The sequence below is a fragment of the Lysinibacillus sp. genome (assembly GCF_032093475.1).
Lineage (GTDB): Bacteria > Bacillota > Bacilli > Bacillales_A > Planococcaceae > Lysinibacillus > Lysinibacillus irui.
Genome location: NZ_DAMDAY010000022.1, coordinates 27,039 through 42,332, shown reverse-complemented (window position 1 = coordinate 42,332; position 15,294 = coordinate 27,039). Strand labels below are relative to the sequence as shown.

The following is a 15,294-nucleotide window of genomic DNA, read 5'->3' as shown; positions in this document are numbered from 1 at the left end:
TATGAGCGGAATGGAGCCAATAAAGATCACCTTGAGCCAGGATATGAGCGGAATGGAGCCAATTATGATCACCTTGAGCAAGGTTATGAGCGGTTTTGAACCAATAAGGATCACCTCGATCAAGAGTATGAGCGGAATGGAGCTAAGAATGATCACCTCGAGCAAGAGTATGAGCGGTATGGAATCAAGAATAATCACCACAAGCAAAGGTATGAGCAATAATGCAACACCAACTACCTAAAAAGAACCAGCCTGCTATTGTAGGAAGCAGCTAGCGGCATGGTCTTAAACTTTCTGTTGAAAAACCTTTTGCTCTAGGATGGTTAGGGCATGTTGGATTTCCTTTAGATCCTGTGGAGAAGCATGTTGAATAAGCTGGGAAAAGCGTTCCTCTATACAGGCGAAGGCCTCTTCCATCATTTTTTCACCTTCATTGGACAAGCGAACATATTGCTTTCTTCGGTCTCCGGTGTCGTTAAATTTTTCAATTAGCTGTCGTTCTTTTAATTTTCGTAGTTCACGACTCGTATTTGGTAAGGACATGTGTTGGCAGTCACTAATTTCGGTTGGTGTGACAGGCTGGCTTACTTTAATATATTCAAGAATTTTATATTGTAGCGGTGTGATATTTGCATCCGTAACATTTTGTGTAAGATCGTGTGTCACTTGATGGATAGTGGCAGTAAACGATACAAATTGATGAAATAAAGAGCTTTTATTCATTGGGATCACCTCTACTGTCAAGATACCAAATAACTTATCTCAAAACAATTATCATTTGACAACTAAAAAGAGCTCGATTATTATTTTGTTATCAAATGATAAGTAATGAGGTGCACGAAATGAAAACATTAATTGTCTATACATACCCAAATCATAAAAGTTTAAATTATGCTTTTCTACAGGAAGTAATTAAGGGGTGTCGTGAGAATCCTGCCATCGAGGAGTTACAGATACTAGATTTATATGAAGAAGACTTCGATCCACGTTTAATGTTCCATGAGCACAAACGACGACGTGATATGTATCAGGATCCGAAGATGGAAAAATATCGCCAACAGCTTTCTTGGGCAGATCAACTAGTTTTTGTTTACCCGATTTGGTGGGGGAGGCCACCAGCTATGCTGTTAGGCTATATTGATCAATTATTTGCAGCGAACTTTGCTTATCGCGATACAAAGGGGTTATTTCCAGAAGGGCTCTTAAAAGGGAAGTCTGTTGTCTGTGTGTCTACAATGAAGGGGCCAACCAATTATCCATTTTTATGGTTGAATAACGCACATAAAATTTTGATGAAGCGTGCATTGTTTAAGTTTGTTGGGATGAAAAAAGTGAAGTTTTTTGAGTTTGGTAACATGGAAAGTAAAAAGGGGAAGCAACAGCAAAAATTGAATAAAGTATATCAATATTTTAGAAAAGTAGCTTACTAAAAAATAACTCGTGCAGAACGGTGTTAATCGTTTGCACGAGCTGAAATACTGACGATCGGTATTGTAATTAAAAATCTTGTACATTCGGCTAGCTTGCTTTCCACAGTAATCGTTCCATTGTGCATATCAATAATTTTTTTAACAATCGCTAACCCTAATCCACTGCCACCATTTGTGGCTGTTCGGGATTGGTCAGCCTTATAAAATCTTTCAAAGATATGCATTTGTTGTTCCTCCGTTAGGCCAATGCCAGTGTCTTGAACAATTACGGTGATTCTATCTGAGTCCAACCTCATGGACAATGAGATGGTACCTTTATTGGGGGTAAATTTGATGCTATTAGTCAGCAAATTCATCCATACTTGGTTCATTAAATCCTCATCAGCTGTGATGCAAATGTTGTCAAGATGGAGATCAAAGTCGAGCTCTTTTTCTAGCCAATTCGGTTCTAATGCGAGAACAACATTGCGCAATTGTTTATCTAATCGATATTGTTTAGGCTCAAAAGGATGATGCTGGGATTCTAATGATGTTAGTTTAAGTAAATTCTCACTAATTTTCGATAAACGATGACTTTCTAATTCGATAATGTCTAAATAATGTTGGCGTTTTTCCTCAGGCAGATTGATATTTTTTAGTGCCTTTGCAAAGCCATTAATAGACGTTAAAGGTGACTGTATCTCATGTGAAACGTTGGAAATGAACTCTTGACGCATTCTTTCGAGTTCGCCTAATTCAACGGCCATATGATTGATGCCATGAATTAATTGCCCAAATTGGTCTTCCTCATCTGCTTTCAAATCTAATTTGACATCAAAGTCACCTTTTGCCATGCGACTTAATGCATCTACAATCGTATCCCAATAGTTACGTTGTCGATTTAGCCCGATTAAAAAGATAATAGCGGCTGAACAGGCAAAGAGCACAAATACACCAATTACTGTTCCTAACTGTAGCCAAAATCCTTGGGGCTCTGCACCCAATCGACTATAAAGCCATGTGGTTGCATGATAGGCAAGCAAAGCAAATACAGTATTTGCAATGAGAAACAGGCAAAGGACCATGATCAACTTTAAAAAGAATCTTCGTTTTCTCATGTGGCTAGTTCCAAGCGGTAACCAAGGCCACGAATAGTGCGAATGACAAAGCCGCTAACTTCCTGTGGAAAACGCTCGAGTATTCTTTTAATATGGACATCGACTGTTCGTTCATCACCCTCATAATCAAAGCCCCAAATTTCTTCGATTAATTGTTCACGTGAAAAGGTTTTACCAACATAGCTTGCTAGTGTGAATAATAGCTCGAACTCCTTTAAACGAAGTAGAATAGTCTCCCCGTCCAATTCCACTTCATGCGTACTGCGATTCAATTTAACGTTACCAGCTTCAACAACCTGTGAGAGGGAAATGCGGTATCTTTTTAAAATGGACTTGACCCGCACGATGAGCTCGACTGGTTCAAATGGCTTCACTAGATAATCATCTGTTCCTAAATGAAAGCCCTTGACCTTTTGGGAGGTTTCTCCTTTAGCTGTTAGCATAAGGATAGGGAGATCCGTATCGAATGAACGTATTTCCTCACATAATGCCCAGCCATCCATGTTTGGCATCATAATATCCATCACAACCATATCCACTTTTTCAGCGGCTAATTTGGACAGTGCATCTACACCGTCCGTAGCCTCTATAACCTCAAGACCTTCATTTTGAAGAAATACTTTTACTAATTCTCGAATATGTGCATCATCATCCACCACTAATAGTTTTGTCATTTCAACAAACCCCTTTATTCATTCTCTTTAATACGTAATTGCTGCATGGCAAATTCACGATACATAGCATGTGTTTCAAAGAGCGTTTCGTGTGTACCACAGCCTGTAATATGTCCTTTTTCAATAAATAATATTTGATCGGCGTCTACCACGGTAGATAAACGGTGCGCAATTACTAATGTTGTGCGACCTTGCATTAAGTTGTCTAAAGCTTTTTGTACATAAATTTCTGACTTACTATCTAGACTTGATGTTGCTTCATCCAACATTAATATTTGGGGATTGCGTAGTAACGCCCTTGCAATCGAGATACGCTGACGTTGCCCTCCCGATAGCTTAATGCCTCGTTCTCCTACTTCTGTGTCAAACTTATCTGGCAGCTCATTAATAAATTGATCCGCATAGGCCATTTTAGCGACTCTTTCTAGCTCATCATCTGCGACGTCTCGCTCTATACCATAGCAAATATTTTCTCGAATCGTACCTGAGAGCAGAGCACTTTCCTGTGCCACATAGCCAATTTGACTGCGCCATGAATGGAGAGAGAAAGTTTCAATGGGGGTATCTCCTAGTGTGATGCTACCATTAGTTGGCTGATAATATCGCTCTAACAACGAGAAGGTTGTAGTTTTTCCGCCACCACTAGGCCCCACTATGGCTGTAACCTTGCCTGGTTCAATCGTGAAGTTAATATTGGATAAAATCGGTTCTTCAGCATAAGAGAAATCAACGTTTTTAACATAGATCGGTTGATTGATTTTTTCGACAGTTAAACCCTCATCAATATGTTCCTCTTCATGTTCCAGTAATGCACTAATTCGTTCTGTAGCCCCCATTGCTTTTTGTAGCTGAGTAAAGAACATTGTTAGTTGTGTCATTGGCATAATGATTTGGATTAAATATAAAATAAATGCCACCATATCTCCAGCAGTCAGTTCCCCAGAGGAAACGCGAACACCACCATAGCCAATGATCGCTACTAGCACTGACATGAGAACGAATGAAATGAGCGGTGAAATCAGTGCATGAATTTTCGCTTCTTTTAAGCCGAATGTAAAAAGATTTGTAATGCCTTTTTTGCCACGCTCATATTCCACGTGCTCAGCATTCGAAGCCTTTACTAAACGAGTTTCAGGCAAAACTTGACTTAACACCGCTGTAAACTTCGCTGTTTCATCTTGCATACCTTTAGAAATCACAAACATCCGTTTACCTAGTAGCATTAAAATCAGCATTGCGAGTGGGACTGCAATTAGCATCACTAACGTCATTTTCCAATCTAAGATTAAGAGAATGATGATGGAACCAATAATCGAAATAACCCCAGATAAACAGTTTGCTAAATGTTCTGTAATGAGCTCTTTTACAACGGCTGTGTCATTCGTAACACGGCTTAATGTTTCACCTGTATCATGTTGATCATAGTAGGGTATGGGTAAATGTAAAAGCTTTCGCCATAACTGGTCTCGCAATCTAGCGACAACATGCTGACCAACACGATTTAAATAGTAGATGGATAATCCGCTAGCAATAGCTTGTGCGATAAAGGCAATACCGAGTACAATAATTTGCCAATAATCAAGTGATTCTAATGAAAAACCATCCACCAATTGTTTTGTAAAGAGTGGGACGATAAAGCCTACACCCGTCGTAGCTAAACTCATTACTAAAGCGATGACCAGTAACCAAATTGGGGGTTCGGCTCGTTTGATTAATTGGATAAAGCGTCGCCAATCTTTTTGATTTGTCTTGTCTTTTGATGTCTCTTGCAAAGAAATAAGCCTCCTTCAATGTATAAAACAACGTATTTCGTTTCTATGGCTTTACTATAGCATGCGTTTATGAACTGAATATGAAATGAAGCGTATCATATATCATATAAAAGAGAGGGTCTGCTATACGTGATGTTTAGGTTGATTCAAGTTAAAAAGGCGATGCACATATCGGGCATCACCTTGTACAATTAATCTGCGAATTCATCATGGTATAAAGACTTTCCAAGCAAACGATAAATTCTAAGGGCTAATTGGATTTGCAGCAGTTCCTCATAGCTTTTTAAATCTGTTTTTAGAATCTCTTTAATCTTTTCGATACGATAAATTAATGTGTTACGATGAACAAACATTTCCTTAGCTGTTTCACTAATATTCATATGATTAATAAAATAGTTTTCTAATGTAACGAGGTAGCTTGTCCCATGTAAAAGATCATGCTCAAAGACAGCTCCTAAGCTTTCTAAGAAAAAGTCCTTTAATTGCACCTCATTCATATTTGAATCTAAAAAATGATAAATTGAGTGATCGGCAAAATGGGCTACAGCTCCACGTTCCTCAAACCGTTGCATTAGTCGAAGTGCTTCATGAGCTTCTGCAAAGCTTTTATGAACAAAGCGAATATGTTTATATTCTTTGCCAATACCTACCAAAAAGGAAGTTTGGCTATTATGCTGTATTAATAATTGCAGAATAGTATCTGCGTATTGTTTTGTTTCATTAATCGTCCTGTCTTGCTTCGTATCCTGTTGTCCTATTAGTACGATGATTTGATTGTTTCGATAAAGACATGTAATTTCTCCATTGATGGTACTAGAGTGTTCATAAATTAAAGTCACACATTTTTTTGCTATATTATCAGATTCGTATTTTCTTGAAATTAAATCAAGGTGTTCACTCAGGTTGTCATGACTGATCGAAATGACGATACAATAATATTTATAATTGATATTTAAGCCGTGTAGGTCACAGAGTGTTTGCAGCGTTTCACTGGATTTGATTTTACCCGTCAATAAATCATCAAAAAATTCCTGTTTAATTTTTAAACGCACACCCTCAATTTCCTTCTGTTTAATCCTTTCTAACGCAACAATCGTGGATGCTTGCTCCAAAACGATGAAATCAAACTCCGTCAAATCACGTACGGTTTGCCAAATTACAATATAGCCGTAAATGTAATTTGCAACTGCCACGGGTAGTATTCGACATTTCACAGCCACATCTTCTAAATGATACATCCTTGTAATTGATTTTTGCATTTCGTTTAAATCTTTTGGAATTGTATCAATGAAATCCTTCGAAAACGTAGGCCGATTCTTCTTGAGGTTGATGCCATAGGCAAGTGGCACAGGATTCGAATCGAGATCTGTATAATGCAGTAAATTCCAGTCACTATCCAAAAAGATAATCGGGTTATTAATCGTTTCGGCTAACATGCAAGAGATGGATTCAATGCCTCCACCTTCAAGTGCCACCTTAAACAACGTATTATGCATATCCAATGACTTCCTATTTAATAAATCATAGCCTCCTGAAGCCTTTTCATTGATGATCGAGATGACCTTGGACAAGGTGTAGTTATAAGGTAATTCTATTAAGGGCAAACCATATTGGTTGGCAATATCAATCATGTTTTGAGGCGTTTTTTGTAAATAGCGCCTCATTTTAATGACAAGGCCAGCACAATTTATTTTAGAAATTTCTTGGATAATTTTATTTTGTAATGCTTCATCGTCTTGAAATATATAACCAGTTGTTAATAATAATTCATTCGGTGTCAGCCAATCAAATGCATCGGGATTTTCAATAATGTTCACAAGTGCAATTTTATTATGAATCCCTTGTTCTCCGGCAACAATTTTAATTCCTTCGAGTGCCTTTGTTTCTAGAATATCTTTGATTGTTAGCAAATGATTTCACTCCTTTGCCATAATCTTATCACAAAACATTGTACACATTGCCTAAATCATCTACATTCTTTTTGGTTTTGCTAAACAATGATATATACGTTTTAAGAGAATAAAATAAAGCGTGTAAGACGGTAATGTGAAAAAAATAACATTGCTGCGGTTCATTTCCCTTTAGTTGAAATGAACAATAGGTCGGATTAATGGAGGTAAGAATGTGGAAGATACAAATGTGGTGTCGGAATTTTTAGCTGCGGCTGAAACAGGGGATATTAACGCTTTGAAAGGTTATTTACAACAAGGTGTAGATATTAACTCTCGCAATAAGCGTAAACGTACGGCAATTTTACTTGCTGCTATGAATGATCAATTAGAAACAGTAAAATTTCTAATTCAGGAAGGGGCAGATATCGACCTTCAAGATCAAATTTGCTTAAATCCATTCTTATATGGATGTATTAACGGAAAGTTAGAGCTTGTGAAAATAATGCTTGAAGCAAACACAGATTTAGAACGTTTAACCCGCTTTGGTGGTGTAGGTGTTCACCCTGCAAGTGAGAAGGGATTTGTAGATGTGGTACGTGAACTTGTTACGACTACAGATATTAATGTCAACCATACGAATATTTGTGGTTGGACACCATTAATTGAAGCAATTCTTTTAAATGATGGTGGAGAGAAGCAACAGGAAATTGTTCGTTTATTAGTTGAACATGGTGCAGATACACAATTAGTGGATCAATATGGGGTGACACCGTTAGCGATGGCGAGAGAAAAAGGATTCACTGAAATTGAAAAGATTTTACTAGGAGCAGGGGCAAAATAGTAGTATTTCTAGGGCATAAAGAGGTGTACATATGATACACGCAATATCTGGTGATGGCTATTTTCTTCAGCAAATAGGTGCATCGGGGTTTACGGGAATGGTTCATAGTGTTTTTACGCATGCATTGAATATTCAAAGCGAGGCTAATGGAGAAATTTTCACACTTGCTACGAAAGCAATGGATAATGCACCCAATACACTGATTATCGATCTCGATACTTTAGGCAACCTGCACATTCATCAACATGACAGAGTATCGGTTCAACATGACCAACTATTAATAGAAGATAAAGTACAAATAGCAATGCAGACCGCCACTCGTTGGCAATGTCAACTACCTATTTTCCCAACTGATCAAACCTGTTTAAAAACGAATGTAGTCACTGTAAAACAATTTATTAATTTACATGGCAAAAGTGGAGGAATGAAACGTAGTAATTCATCAATTAGTGAGTTTGAGGCTGAAACATCGAGATTGCTTCAGCAACGTACAAGTTTACTCCGAGAGGAATTAATGAATCAGCGTTTTGATCATTTTCAGAGTTATGCAATTGATTTAGTAGGCTTGGGACCTGGGCTAACACCATCAGGTGATGATTTTTTAGTAGGCTTATTTGCCATCATTCACTTAGAAAATAGTCCTTGTTATATTTACAAGCAACTGTGTGAAAGCGCCATCAACATGATGAAGCCTTTGACCAATGCTATTAGCTATACAACATTGAAAAAGGCAGCAAATGGACAAGTAAGGGAATCCATCTGTTCACTCATTTATTCCATTTTATATGGAACGGAAGCGGATTCAATTCAGGCTCTTAGAAAGGTGCTTGCAATTGGCTCCTCATCGGGGACAGATATCGCCTTAGGGCTTATAAGTGGCTTAGAAGCCAATATAAAATTAGGAGGATAAAGATGAGTATTAAAGTCGTAATTAAGCGAAACACATATTTTGATTCAGTATCATTGATGTCACTATCAACAAAAGCGAATCAAATTGAAGGCGTTGAGCAAGCAATTATTGGTATGGGGACTGAAATGAACAAAGGAGTCATTCGCAACGTTGGTTTGATGACGTCAGAAGTAGAGGAAGCAACAGCTGGTGACTTAATGATTATTGTAAAAACTGCTAATGCGGAGCAAACAGAAAGCGCTTACTTAGCAGTAGAAGAATTGTTAACAAATAAAAACTCAGCACAAGCAAAAAGCGATATTAAATATGCAACGATTGATTCTGCCGTACAAGGTATCCCAGATGCAAACTTTGCCGTTATTTCGGTAAATGGTGCATTTGCTGTTCGTGAAGCTCGCAAAGCTCTTGAAAATAATCTGCATGTTATGTTATTCAGCGATAATGTGAGCGTAGAGGACGAAGTAGAATTAAAAACTTTAGCACATGAAAAAGGTTTATTAATGATGGGGCCAGACTGTGGAACAGCAATCATTGGGAATACAGGTCTTTGCTTTGCAAATGCTGTAAGAAAAGGCAGCATCGGTATTGTTGCAGCTTCAGGTACTGGTAGCCAAGAGGTAAGTGTGCGTATTCATGATTTCGGTGGTGGGATTACCCAACTTATCGGGACAGGTGGACGCGATTTAAGTAAAGAAGTAGGCGGTATTATGATGCTTGACGGTATCAAAGCTCTTGATGCTGATGAAGCAACAAAAGTAATTGTTCTTGTATCGAAGCCACCTGAAGCAAGTGTTGAGAAAAAGGTACTTGCGCAAATTAAAGAGTGCAGTAAACCTGTTGTTGTTTACTTTATTGGTGGTAATGAAGAGGCAGTTGTGGCTGCTGGTGGACAATTTGCAAAAACGTCTAAAGAAGCAGCATTAAAAGCTGTATTACTAGCAGGTATTGATGAAGCAAGCATTAACAAGCGTGCACTTAATCTTCCGTTAATTGAAGAGGTTCGCGCTAAATTATCACCAGAACAAAAATACATTCGTGGTTTATTCTGTGGCGGTACGTTATGTGATGAATCTATGTATCTAGCTATGGAGAAATTCTACAATGTTTATAGTAATATCCAAAAAAATCCGGACTTCTTATTAAAGGATATCAGTGTAAGTCAAGAGCATACATTCATTGACTTCGGTGATGATGACTTTACAAATGGTAAGCCACATCCAATGATCGATCCATCTTCTCGTATTGAGCGTTTCCTACAAGAAGCGAAAGATCCATCTGTTGGCGTTATCGTGATGGACTTCGTATTAGGCTTCGGCTCTCATGAAGATCCAGTGGGCGTTATGCTTCCTGCCATCATGGAAGCTAAGCAATTAGCTGAAAAAGAAGGTAGGCATCTAGAGATCATTGGGTATGTCCTTGGAACTGACTTAGATACACCAAACATAGATGAGCAAGTGAAAAAATTAGTCGATGCAGGTGTGACACATGCAAGCAGTAGTACAAATGCAGGATTACTTGCAAGAGAAATGGTTTTGAAAGGAGAAAATCATGAGTAAGATTAATGAACTTTTCACAAGTAAAATTAACGTTATTAACGTAGGTATTGAACTTTTTAAAGATGATATTTTAGCACAAAATGCAAGCGCAACACACCTAGAGTGGTCACCACCGGGTGGAGGTAAGCCAGAAATCATTGCAGCTCTTAACAAAATTGATAAAGCAGAACTAGCAGAGAAAATCGAAGCTGCAAACCGTCTTGCTGTTGAAAAAATTGTGAACTCCCAACCAGTGCTAATTGGTTTTGACCAAGCCATTAATGTAGTACCAGGGATGACGAAGAAAACAATTTTACACGCAGGCCCTCCTATTACTTGGGAAAAAATGAACGGACCAATGAAAGGTGCCGTAATGGGTGCTCTAATATTTGAAGGATTAGCAAAAGATCTAGAGGAAGCTGCAGCGGTTGCTGCATCGGGTGAAATCACGTTCTCACCATGTCACGAACATAACGCAGTTGGATCAATGGCTGGTGTAACTTCAGCTTCTATGTTTATGCACATCGTAGAAAATAAAGCTTATGGCAATATAGCCTATACAAACTTAAGTGAGCAAATGGCAAAAATCTTACGTATGGGTGCGAACGATGACAGCGTTGTCGAGCGATTAATTTGGATGCGCGATGTGTTAGGTCCAATTTTACGTGATGCGATGAAGCTGAATAAAGAAGGTATTGATCTTCGTTTAATGCTTGCACAAGCGCTTCATATGGGTGACGAGTGTCATAACCGTAACAATGCAGGCACGGCTTTATTAATTCAAGCATTAACACCTTTTATTTTAGAAACAGATTACCCTGTAGAACAAAAACGTGAAGTATTTGACTTTGTAGCAAGTAGTGATTACTTCTCAGGTCCTACATGGATGGCTTGCTGTAAATGTGCATTAGATGCTGCACACGGTATTGAATACAGTACTGTTGTCACTACGATGGCACGTAACGGTGTAGAATTTGGTGTTCGTATTAGTGGTATGGCAGGTAATACATGGTTTACAGGTCCTGCACAACAAGTAATCGGACCGATGTTTGCTGGGTATAAACCAGAAGATTCAGGTCTTGATATTGGAGATAGTGCTATTACGGAAACATACGGCATCGGTGGCTTTGCAATGGCTACTGCACCAGCAATTGTTGCTTTAGTAGGTGGAACAGTAGATGAAGCAATTGGATATTCACGTCAAATGAAAGAAATTACAACAACAGAGAACCAAAATATTACCATTCCATTATTAAACTTCATGGGAATTCCTACGGGTATTGATATTCGTAAAGTAATTCAAACTGGTATTCTTCCAATCATCAATACAGCAATCGCACATAAAGAGGCTGGTATTGGCATGATTGGTGCTGGTATTACTCATCCTCCAATGGAAGCTTTCGAAAAATCATTAATCACAATTAGTGAGAAGTGGGCTTAAGCCCACTTCCTTATAAGTAGGAGGAGCTTAATATGGAACATACAAAAATTGAACAGTCCAATCAAGACTATAGAGCACTTGGCTATTCGGAAGATCTATTACCAAAAGGGCCTCAGGAAAGGGATTGGGGGATTTTTAACTACATCACAGTTTGGATGGGCGCAGTTCACAATATTATGTCTTATATGACGGTGGCTGGATTTTTCATCTTAGGATTATCTGTCAATCAAGTTTTCTTAGCCATCATGCTTTCGGCATTGATTGTTTCTGCAGGTTACGCATTAAATGGATATTCTGCTTCTAAATATGGTATACCATTCGCTATATTACTAAGAGATTCATTTGGAGTGAAAGGTTCTATTATACCAGCATTATGTCGAGGATTGGTTGCTGGGGTTGTATTCTTTGGGACGACAATAGTTGTAGGTGCTCAATCCCTTAATGTGTTATTTTCAAGATTCATTCCGAATTATATGTCTATCGGTGGAGACTTCAATATTTTTGGCTTAGATGTTCCAACAATGATCTCCTATGGCATTTTGTGGTTAGTTACAGTGTTGCTATTTTTAGGTGGCATGGATATGTTAACTGTCTTTGGTAAATATTCATCACCGATTGTTTATATCTTCATCATTGGAGCAGCTATTTGGGCAATTAATATTGCTGGTGGAATTGGACCAATTTTAGAATATAAACCTTCTGCAACAATGGAAAGTCCATTAGTCTTTATTGCATGTGTCAGTGCGTTGGTTTCGAACTGGGCTGGTCCCGTGGTTAATATTGCAGACTATACGCATAGAGCAAAATCACCAAAAGCGATGATTTACGGTTTATCTATTGGTATGATCGGTTCTTATCTATTATTTGCTATCACTTGTATTAGCTTAATTGCAGGAACAGAGATTGCTTTCGGACAACCAATTTTTAATATCGTCGATGCAATTGATAAAATTCAAAATCCATTCTCTGTAGTGGTGTTAATTTTAGCATTAAATGTAGGGGCAACAGCTTTTGTAGTTTTTGGTAACTTACTACCATCTGGATTACAAATGACAACATTATTCCCTAAAGTATTTACAGTGAAATCTGCAGGTGTTTTAACAGCTGTTATTGGAACAATCATTTTACCTTGGAAACTAGTATCGAGTACAGAAACTTTATTCTTCTTTTATAGTTTCATAGGTTCTATGTTTGGTCCAATAGTGGGTATTATGTTGTCTAGCTTCTTTATCGAGCGTAAAAGACATTTAAATTTATCAATGCTTTACGTAGAAGAGGGAAAAAACGGAGCCTATAAATCTGGCTATAATATCATCGCGTGTATCGTCCTTTTGATTAGCTTCCTGTTACCAATGTCTGGTGCCTTTCTTAAGGGTGTACCGTTCTTAGTGAAGCTAAATGACTTTGCATTCTTCAGCGGTCTAATCATGTCATTTATTTTATATACGGTGCTATATAAATTCAATCAGCAAAGTGTTCATAATAGTGTAGAAAATAAAGTAGGGGTGTAGTTGTGAGTAAATTAGTAATTGTAGCAATCGGCGGTAATTCGCTAGTTAAAGATAGCGGAAGTGAATCTATTCAAAGTCAGCAAGAGGCAGTTGCACAAACGGTCGAACATATCGCGGATATGATTCAAGAGGGCTATAAAGTAGTTGTCACACACGGTAATGGACCACAAGTTGGTTTCACATTACAAAGAAGTGAAATTGCTAACGAGGTAGCTGGTATGCCAGCAGTACCACTAGTAAACTGTGTGGCTGATACACAAGGTGGAATTGGCTATTTAATTCAACAAGCATTAATTAACGAACTATCTAAGCGTCAAATTGATAAAAAAGTAGTAAGTGTCATTACACAAGTTGAAATTAATGAAGATGATCCAAACTTTATCAACCCTACAAAGCCGGTGGGCTCGTTCTTTACAAAAGAGCAAGCGGATGCAATGTTAATTGAACATCCAGATTGGAAAATGGTAGAGGATTCTGGTCGGGGCTATCGTCGTGTTGTGCCTTCACCAAAACCAATTGATATTGTAGAAAAGGATGCTATTAAATCATTAATTGATAATGATTATGTCGTGATTGCTGTAGGTGGCGGTGGCATTCCAGTCATTAAAAAAGAAAATAATGTCTATGAAGGCGTTGATGCAGTCATTGATAAAGACTTTGCGACAAGCTTATTAGCAGCACAAGTAAATGCAGATTCCTTAATTATTACAACTGGTGTTCCTCGTGTGTTTATTAATTTTGGTAAGCCAGAACAACAAGCACTTGAAGAAATTACAGTAGAAGAAACAAAGCAACATGTTCTAGATAATCAGTTCCCACCAGGAAGTATGCTTCCAAAAATTGAAGCGAGCCTAAGCTTCATAGAAAATGGTGGTCACCGAGTGATTATTACAAACCCTGAAAGTCTAAAAGAGGCAATTAATAATCAAGCTGGTACTCATATTATTAACTAGGAGGATTCACGGTATGGATTATATTCAATTAGCAGTTGAAAAAACAAAAGAAGGTATCGATCAAAATATTGGCGGACCTTTTGGTGCAACAATTGTACGAGGTGACGAAATCATTGCCGTTGTAGGGAATACAATGAATCGTGATACAGACCTTTCTGCACATGCAGAAATTGTGGCTATTCGTGAAGCTTCTAAAAAGTTAGGAACAATGGACTTATCTGATTGTGTTATTTATGCTACTTGTGAGCCATGTCCAATGTGTGTTTCAGCAATTATTTGGGCAGGTATTAAGGAAGTACATTATTGCAATACAGCAGAAGATGCTCACAAAAATGGCTTCTCTGATATGCATATACGCGACTATTTTTCAGGTAAAGATACAAGCGTGCTAAACATGCACAAAATCGAGACTAGAGAAGACTGTGACAACCTGTTCGTGCATTTTAATGAAAAAATGGCAGAAGAAGTAAAATAATAACCGTTAGCTAGCTTTGAGCATTCAAGCCTAACAAAATTAGGACTGCTCAAAGCTTTCCGTAGACATACATTAGAGGAGGGGTCTCGTCAAGGAGAATCCCTTTTCTAATTTTAAACAAAAAGTTGTAAGATTCTTGGTACAATGAAATAAATAATCATGCTGTTAACTTGATTCAGCAATATTTTTTGTACGAAAAGCAAAGCATTGAGCAGCCATTGCGTTAAGGCGTAATTAGTAGGGCAACGAGCATTATTGGGTCAAATTTTCATCTTCGTAATTCATAAGAAGGAGCTATTTACATGGTCTATAAAGAACGATATCAACAATTACTAGATAATATGAATCAATATAATTCAGGAGAGAAAGGGATTACGAGAGTTGCTTATACGAATGAAGAACAGGCTTGTTTACACGCTTTTATTCGTTTATGTAAAGATGAAAATCTTCAAATTCATATTGACCATTGTGGAAATCTTATTGCTCGAAGAGAAGGTAGTGTACCAGGACTACAGCCTGTTGTTATAGGGTCCCATTTAGACACTGTTTATCAAGGTGGTAAATATGATGGTGTTGTTGGCGTAACGGCTGGACTTGAGATTATCAAGCGATTAAATGAGCGTTCTATTGTGACAAAGCATCCGATTGAAATTATCGCCTTTGCTTGTGAGGAATCCTCCCGATTCGGTGTTTCAACAGTTGGAAGTAAAGCGATGGCGGGTCTGATAGAGAAAGAAAAGTACCGTCATTTAGTAGATCGAGA

15 protein-coding genes are annotated in these 15,294 nt (G+C 38.0%); 10 read left to right on the top strand and 5 right to left on the bottom strand.

The window, feature by feature from the left end:
- Positions 1 to 241: hypothetical protein (locus RT445_RS07350; protein WP_313470282.1), on the top strand; the 241-nt coding region annotated here is incomplete at its 5' end.
- Positions 242 to 285: 44 nt separating this feature from the next.
- On the opposite strand, the gene RT445_RS07345 is transcribed toward RT445_RS07350, so the two are convergent.
- Positions 286 to 723 carry a MarR family winged helix-turn-helix transcriptional regulator gene (locus RT445_RS07345; RefSeq protein ID WP_274796435.1) on the bottom strand — a complete coding sequence of 146 codons (438 nt, stop codon included), beginning with the start codon at positions 721 to 723 and terminating at the stop codon, positions 286 to 288.
- A 119-nt stretch (positions 724 to 842) separates the two neighbouring features.
- Here RT445_RS07345 and RT445_RS07340 point away from each other — a divergent pair, with 119 nt between their 5' ends.
- Positions 843 to 1,430 carry an NAD(P)H-dependent oxidoreductase gene (locus RT445_RS07340; RefSeq protein WP_274796436.1) on the top strand — a complete coding sequence of 196 codons (588 nt, stop codon included), beginning with the start codon at positions 843 to 845 and terminating at the stop codon, positions 1,428 to 1,430.
- 23 nt (positions 1,431 to 1,453) lie between these two features.
- Here RT445_RS07340 and RT445_RS07335 read toward each other — a convergent pair whose 3' ends face one another.
- The 4 genes from RT445_RS07335 to RT445_RS07320 form a co-directional block, all read right to left on the bottom strand.
- Positions 1,454 to 2,527: a sensor histidine kinase gene (locus RT445_RS07335; RefSeq protein WP_274796437.1), complete on the bottom strand. Its 1,074-nt coding sequence runs from the start codon at positions 2,525 to 2,527 to the stop codon at positions 1,454 to 1,456.
- Entirely contained in the window at positions 2,524 to 3,201 is a 678-nt protein-coding gene (locus RT445_RS07330) for a response regulator transcription factor (protein ID WP_274796438.1), read from the bottom strand. The genes RT445_RS07335 and RT445_RS07330 overlap by 4 nt, the downstream gene beginning before the upstream one ends.
- A gap of 14 nt (positions 3,202 to 3,215) precedes the next feature.
- Complete coding sequence (locus tag RT445_RS07325) at positions 3,216 to 4,973, bottom strand: ABC transporter ATP-binding protein (RefSeq protein ID WP_274796439.1); 1,758 nt, start codon at positions 4,971 to 4,973, stop codon at positions 3,216 to 3,218.
- Between the two features lie 191 nt (positions 4,974 to 5,164).
- Positions 5,165 to 6,883 carry a PucR family transcriptional regulator gene (locus RT445_RS07320; RefSeq protein ID WP_274796440.1) on the bottom strand — a complete coding sequence of 573 codons (1,719 nt, stop codon included), beginning with the start codon at positions 6,881 to 6,883 and terminating at the stop codon, positions 5,165 to 5,167.
- A 214-nt stretch (positions 6,884 to 7,097) separates the two neighbouring features.
- Between RT445_RS07320 and RT445_RS07315 the strand changes: the two genes are divergently transcribed.
- The 8 genes from RT445_RS07315 to RT445_RS07280 all read left to right on the top strand — a co-directional run.
- The gene (locus RT445_RS07315; protein WP_274796441.1) at positions 7,098 to 7,706 is read left to right on the top strand and encodes an ankyrin repeat domain-containing protein; all 609 of its coding nucleotides are present in this window, start codon (positions 7,098 to 7,100) and stop codon (positions 7,704 to 7,706) included.
- 31 nt (positions 7,707 to 7,737) lie between these two features.
- Positions 7,738 to 8,616, top strand: coding sequence for an oxamate carbamoyltransferase subunit AllH family protein (locus RT445_RS07310; RefSeq protein ID WP_274796442.1), 879 nt, complete (start codon positions 7,738 to 7,740; stop codon positions 8,614 to 8,616).
- A gap of 2 nt (positions 8,617 to 8,618) precedes the next feature.
- Positions 8,619 to 10,172, top strand: a complete 1,554-nt coding sequence (gene fdrA, locus RT445_RS07305; protein WP_274796443.1) for an acyl-CoA synthetase FdrA — start codon at positions 8,619 to 8,621, stop codon at positions 10,170 to 10,172.
- Complete coding sequence (locus tag RT445_RS07300; RefSeq protein ID WP_274796444.1) at positions 10,165 to 11,592, top strand: YlbE family protein; 1,428 nt, start codon at positions 10,165 to 10,167, stop codon at positions 11,590 to 11,592. Before fdrA ends, RT445_RS07300 begins: the two co-directional genes overlap by 8 nt.
- Positions 11,593 to 11,624: 32 nt before the next feature.
- Positions 11,625 to 13,103 (top strand): cytosine permease, encoded by a 1,479-nt coding sequence (locus RT445_RS07295; RefSeq protein ID WP_274796445.1) that lies wholly within the window; start codon positions 11,625 to 11,627, stop codon positions 13,101 to 13,103.
- Positions 13,104 to 13,105: 2 nt separating this feature from the next.
- Positions 13,106 to 14,056, top strand: a complete 951-nt coding sequence (gene arcC, locus RT445_RS07290) for a carbamate kinase (RefSeq protein WP_274796446.1) — start codon at positions 13,106 to 13,108, stop codon at positions 14,054 to 14,056.
- A 13-nt stretch (positions 14,057 to 14,069) separates the two neighbouring features.
- Positions 14,070 to 14,531: a nucleoside deaminase gene (locus tag RT445_RS07285; RefSeq protein ID WP_274796447.1), complete on the top strand. Its 462-nt coding sequence runs from the start codon at positions 14,070 to 14,072 to the stop codon at positions 14,529 to 14,531.
- 302 nt (positions 14,532 to 14,833) lie between these two features.
- A partial coding sequence (locus RT445_RS07280; protein WP_313470276.1) for a M20/M25/M40 family metallo-hydrolase occupies positions 14,834 to 15,294 on the top strand: 461 nt, incomplete at its 3' end.

What these genes read in the sequence shown, in the direction of transcription:
- RT445_RS07345 (WP_274796435.1), bottom strand. Translation starts at nt 723, where the DNA reads ATGAATAAAAGCTCTTTATTTCATCAATTTGTATCGTTTACTGCCACT.
- RT445_RS07340 (WP_274796436.1), top strand. Translation starts at nt 843, where the DNA reads ATGAAAACATTAATTGTCTATACATACCCAAATCATAAAAGTTTAAAT.
- RT445_RS07335 (WP_274796437.1), bottom strand. Translation starts at nt 2,527, where the DNA reads ATGAGAAAACGAAGATTCTTTTTAAAGTTGATCATGGTCCTTTGCCTG.
- RT445_RS07330 (WP_274796438.1), bottom strand. Translation starts at nt 3,201, where the DNA reads ATGACAAAACTATTAGTGGTGGATGATGATGCACATATTCGAGAATTA.
- RT445_RS07310 (WP_274796442.1), top strand. Translation starts at nt 7,738, where the DNA reads ATGATACACGCAATATCTGGTGATGGCTATTTTCTTCAGCAAATAGGT.
- fdrA (WP_274796443.1), top strand. Translation starts at nt 8,619, where the DNA reads ATGAGTATTAAAGTCGTAATTAAGCGAAACACATATTTTGATTCAGTA.
- RT445_RS07300 (WP_274796444.1), top strand. Translation starts at nt 10,165, where the DNA reads ATGAGTAAGATTAATGAACTTTTCACAAGTAAAATTAACGTTATTAAC.
- RT445_RS07295 (WP_274796445.1), top strand. Translation starts at nt 11,625, where the DNA reads ATGGAACATACAAAAATTGAACAGTCCAATCAAGACTATAGAGCACTT.
- RT445_RS07285 (WP_274796447.1), top strand. Translation starts at nt 14,070, where the DNA reads ATGGATTATATTCAATTAGCAGTTGAAAAAACAAAAGAAGGTATCGAT.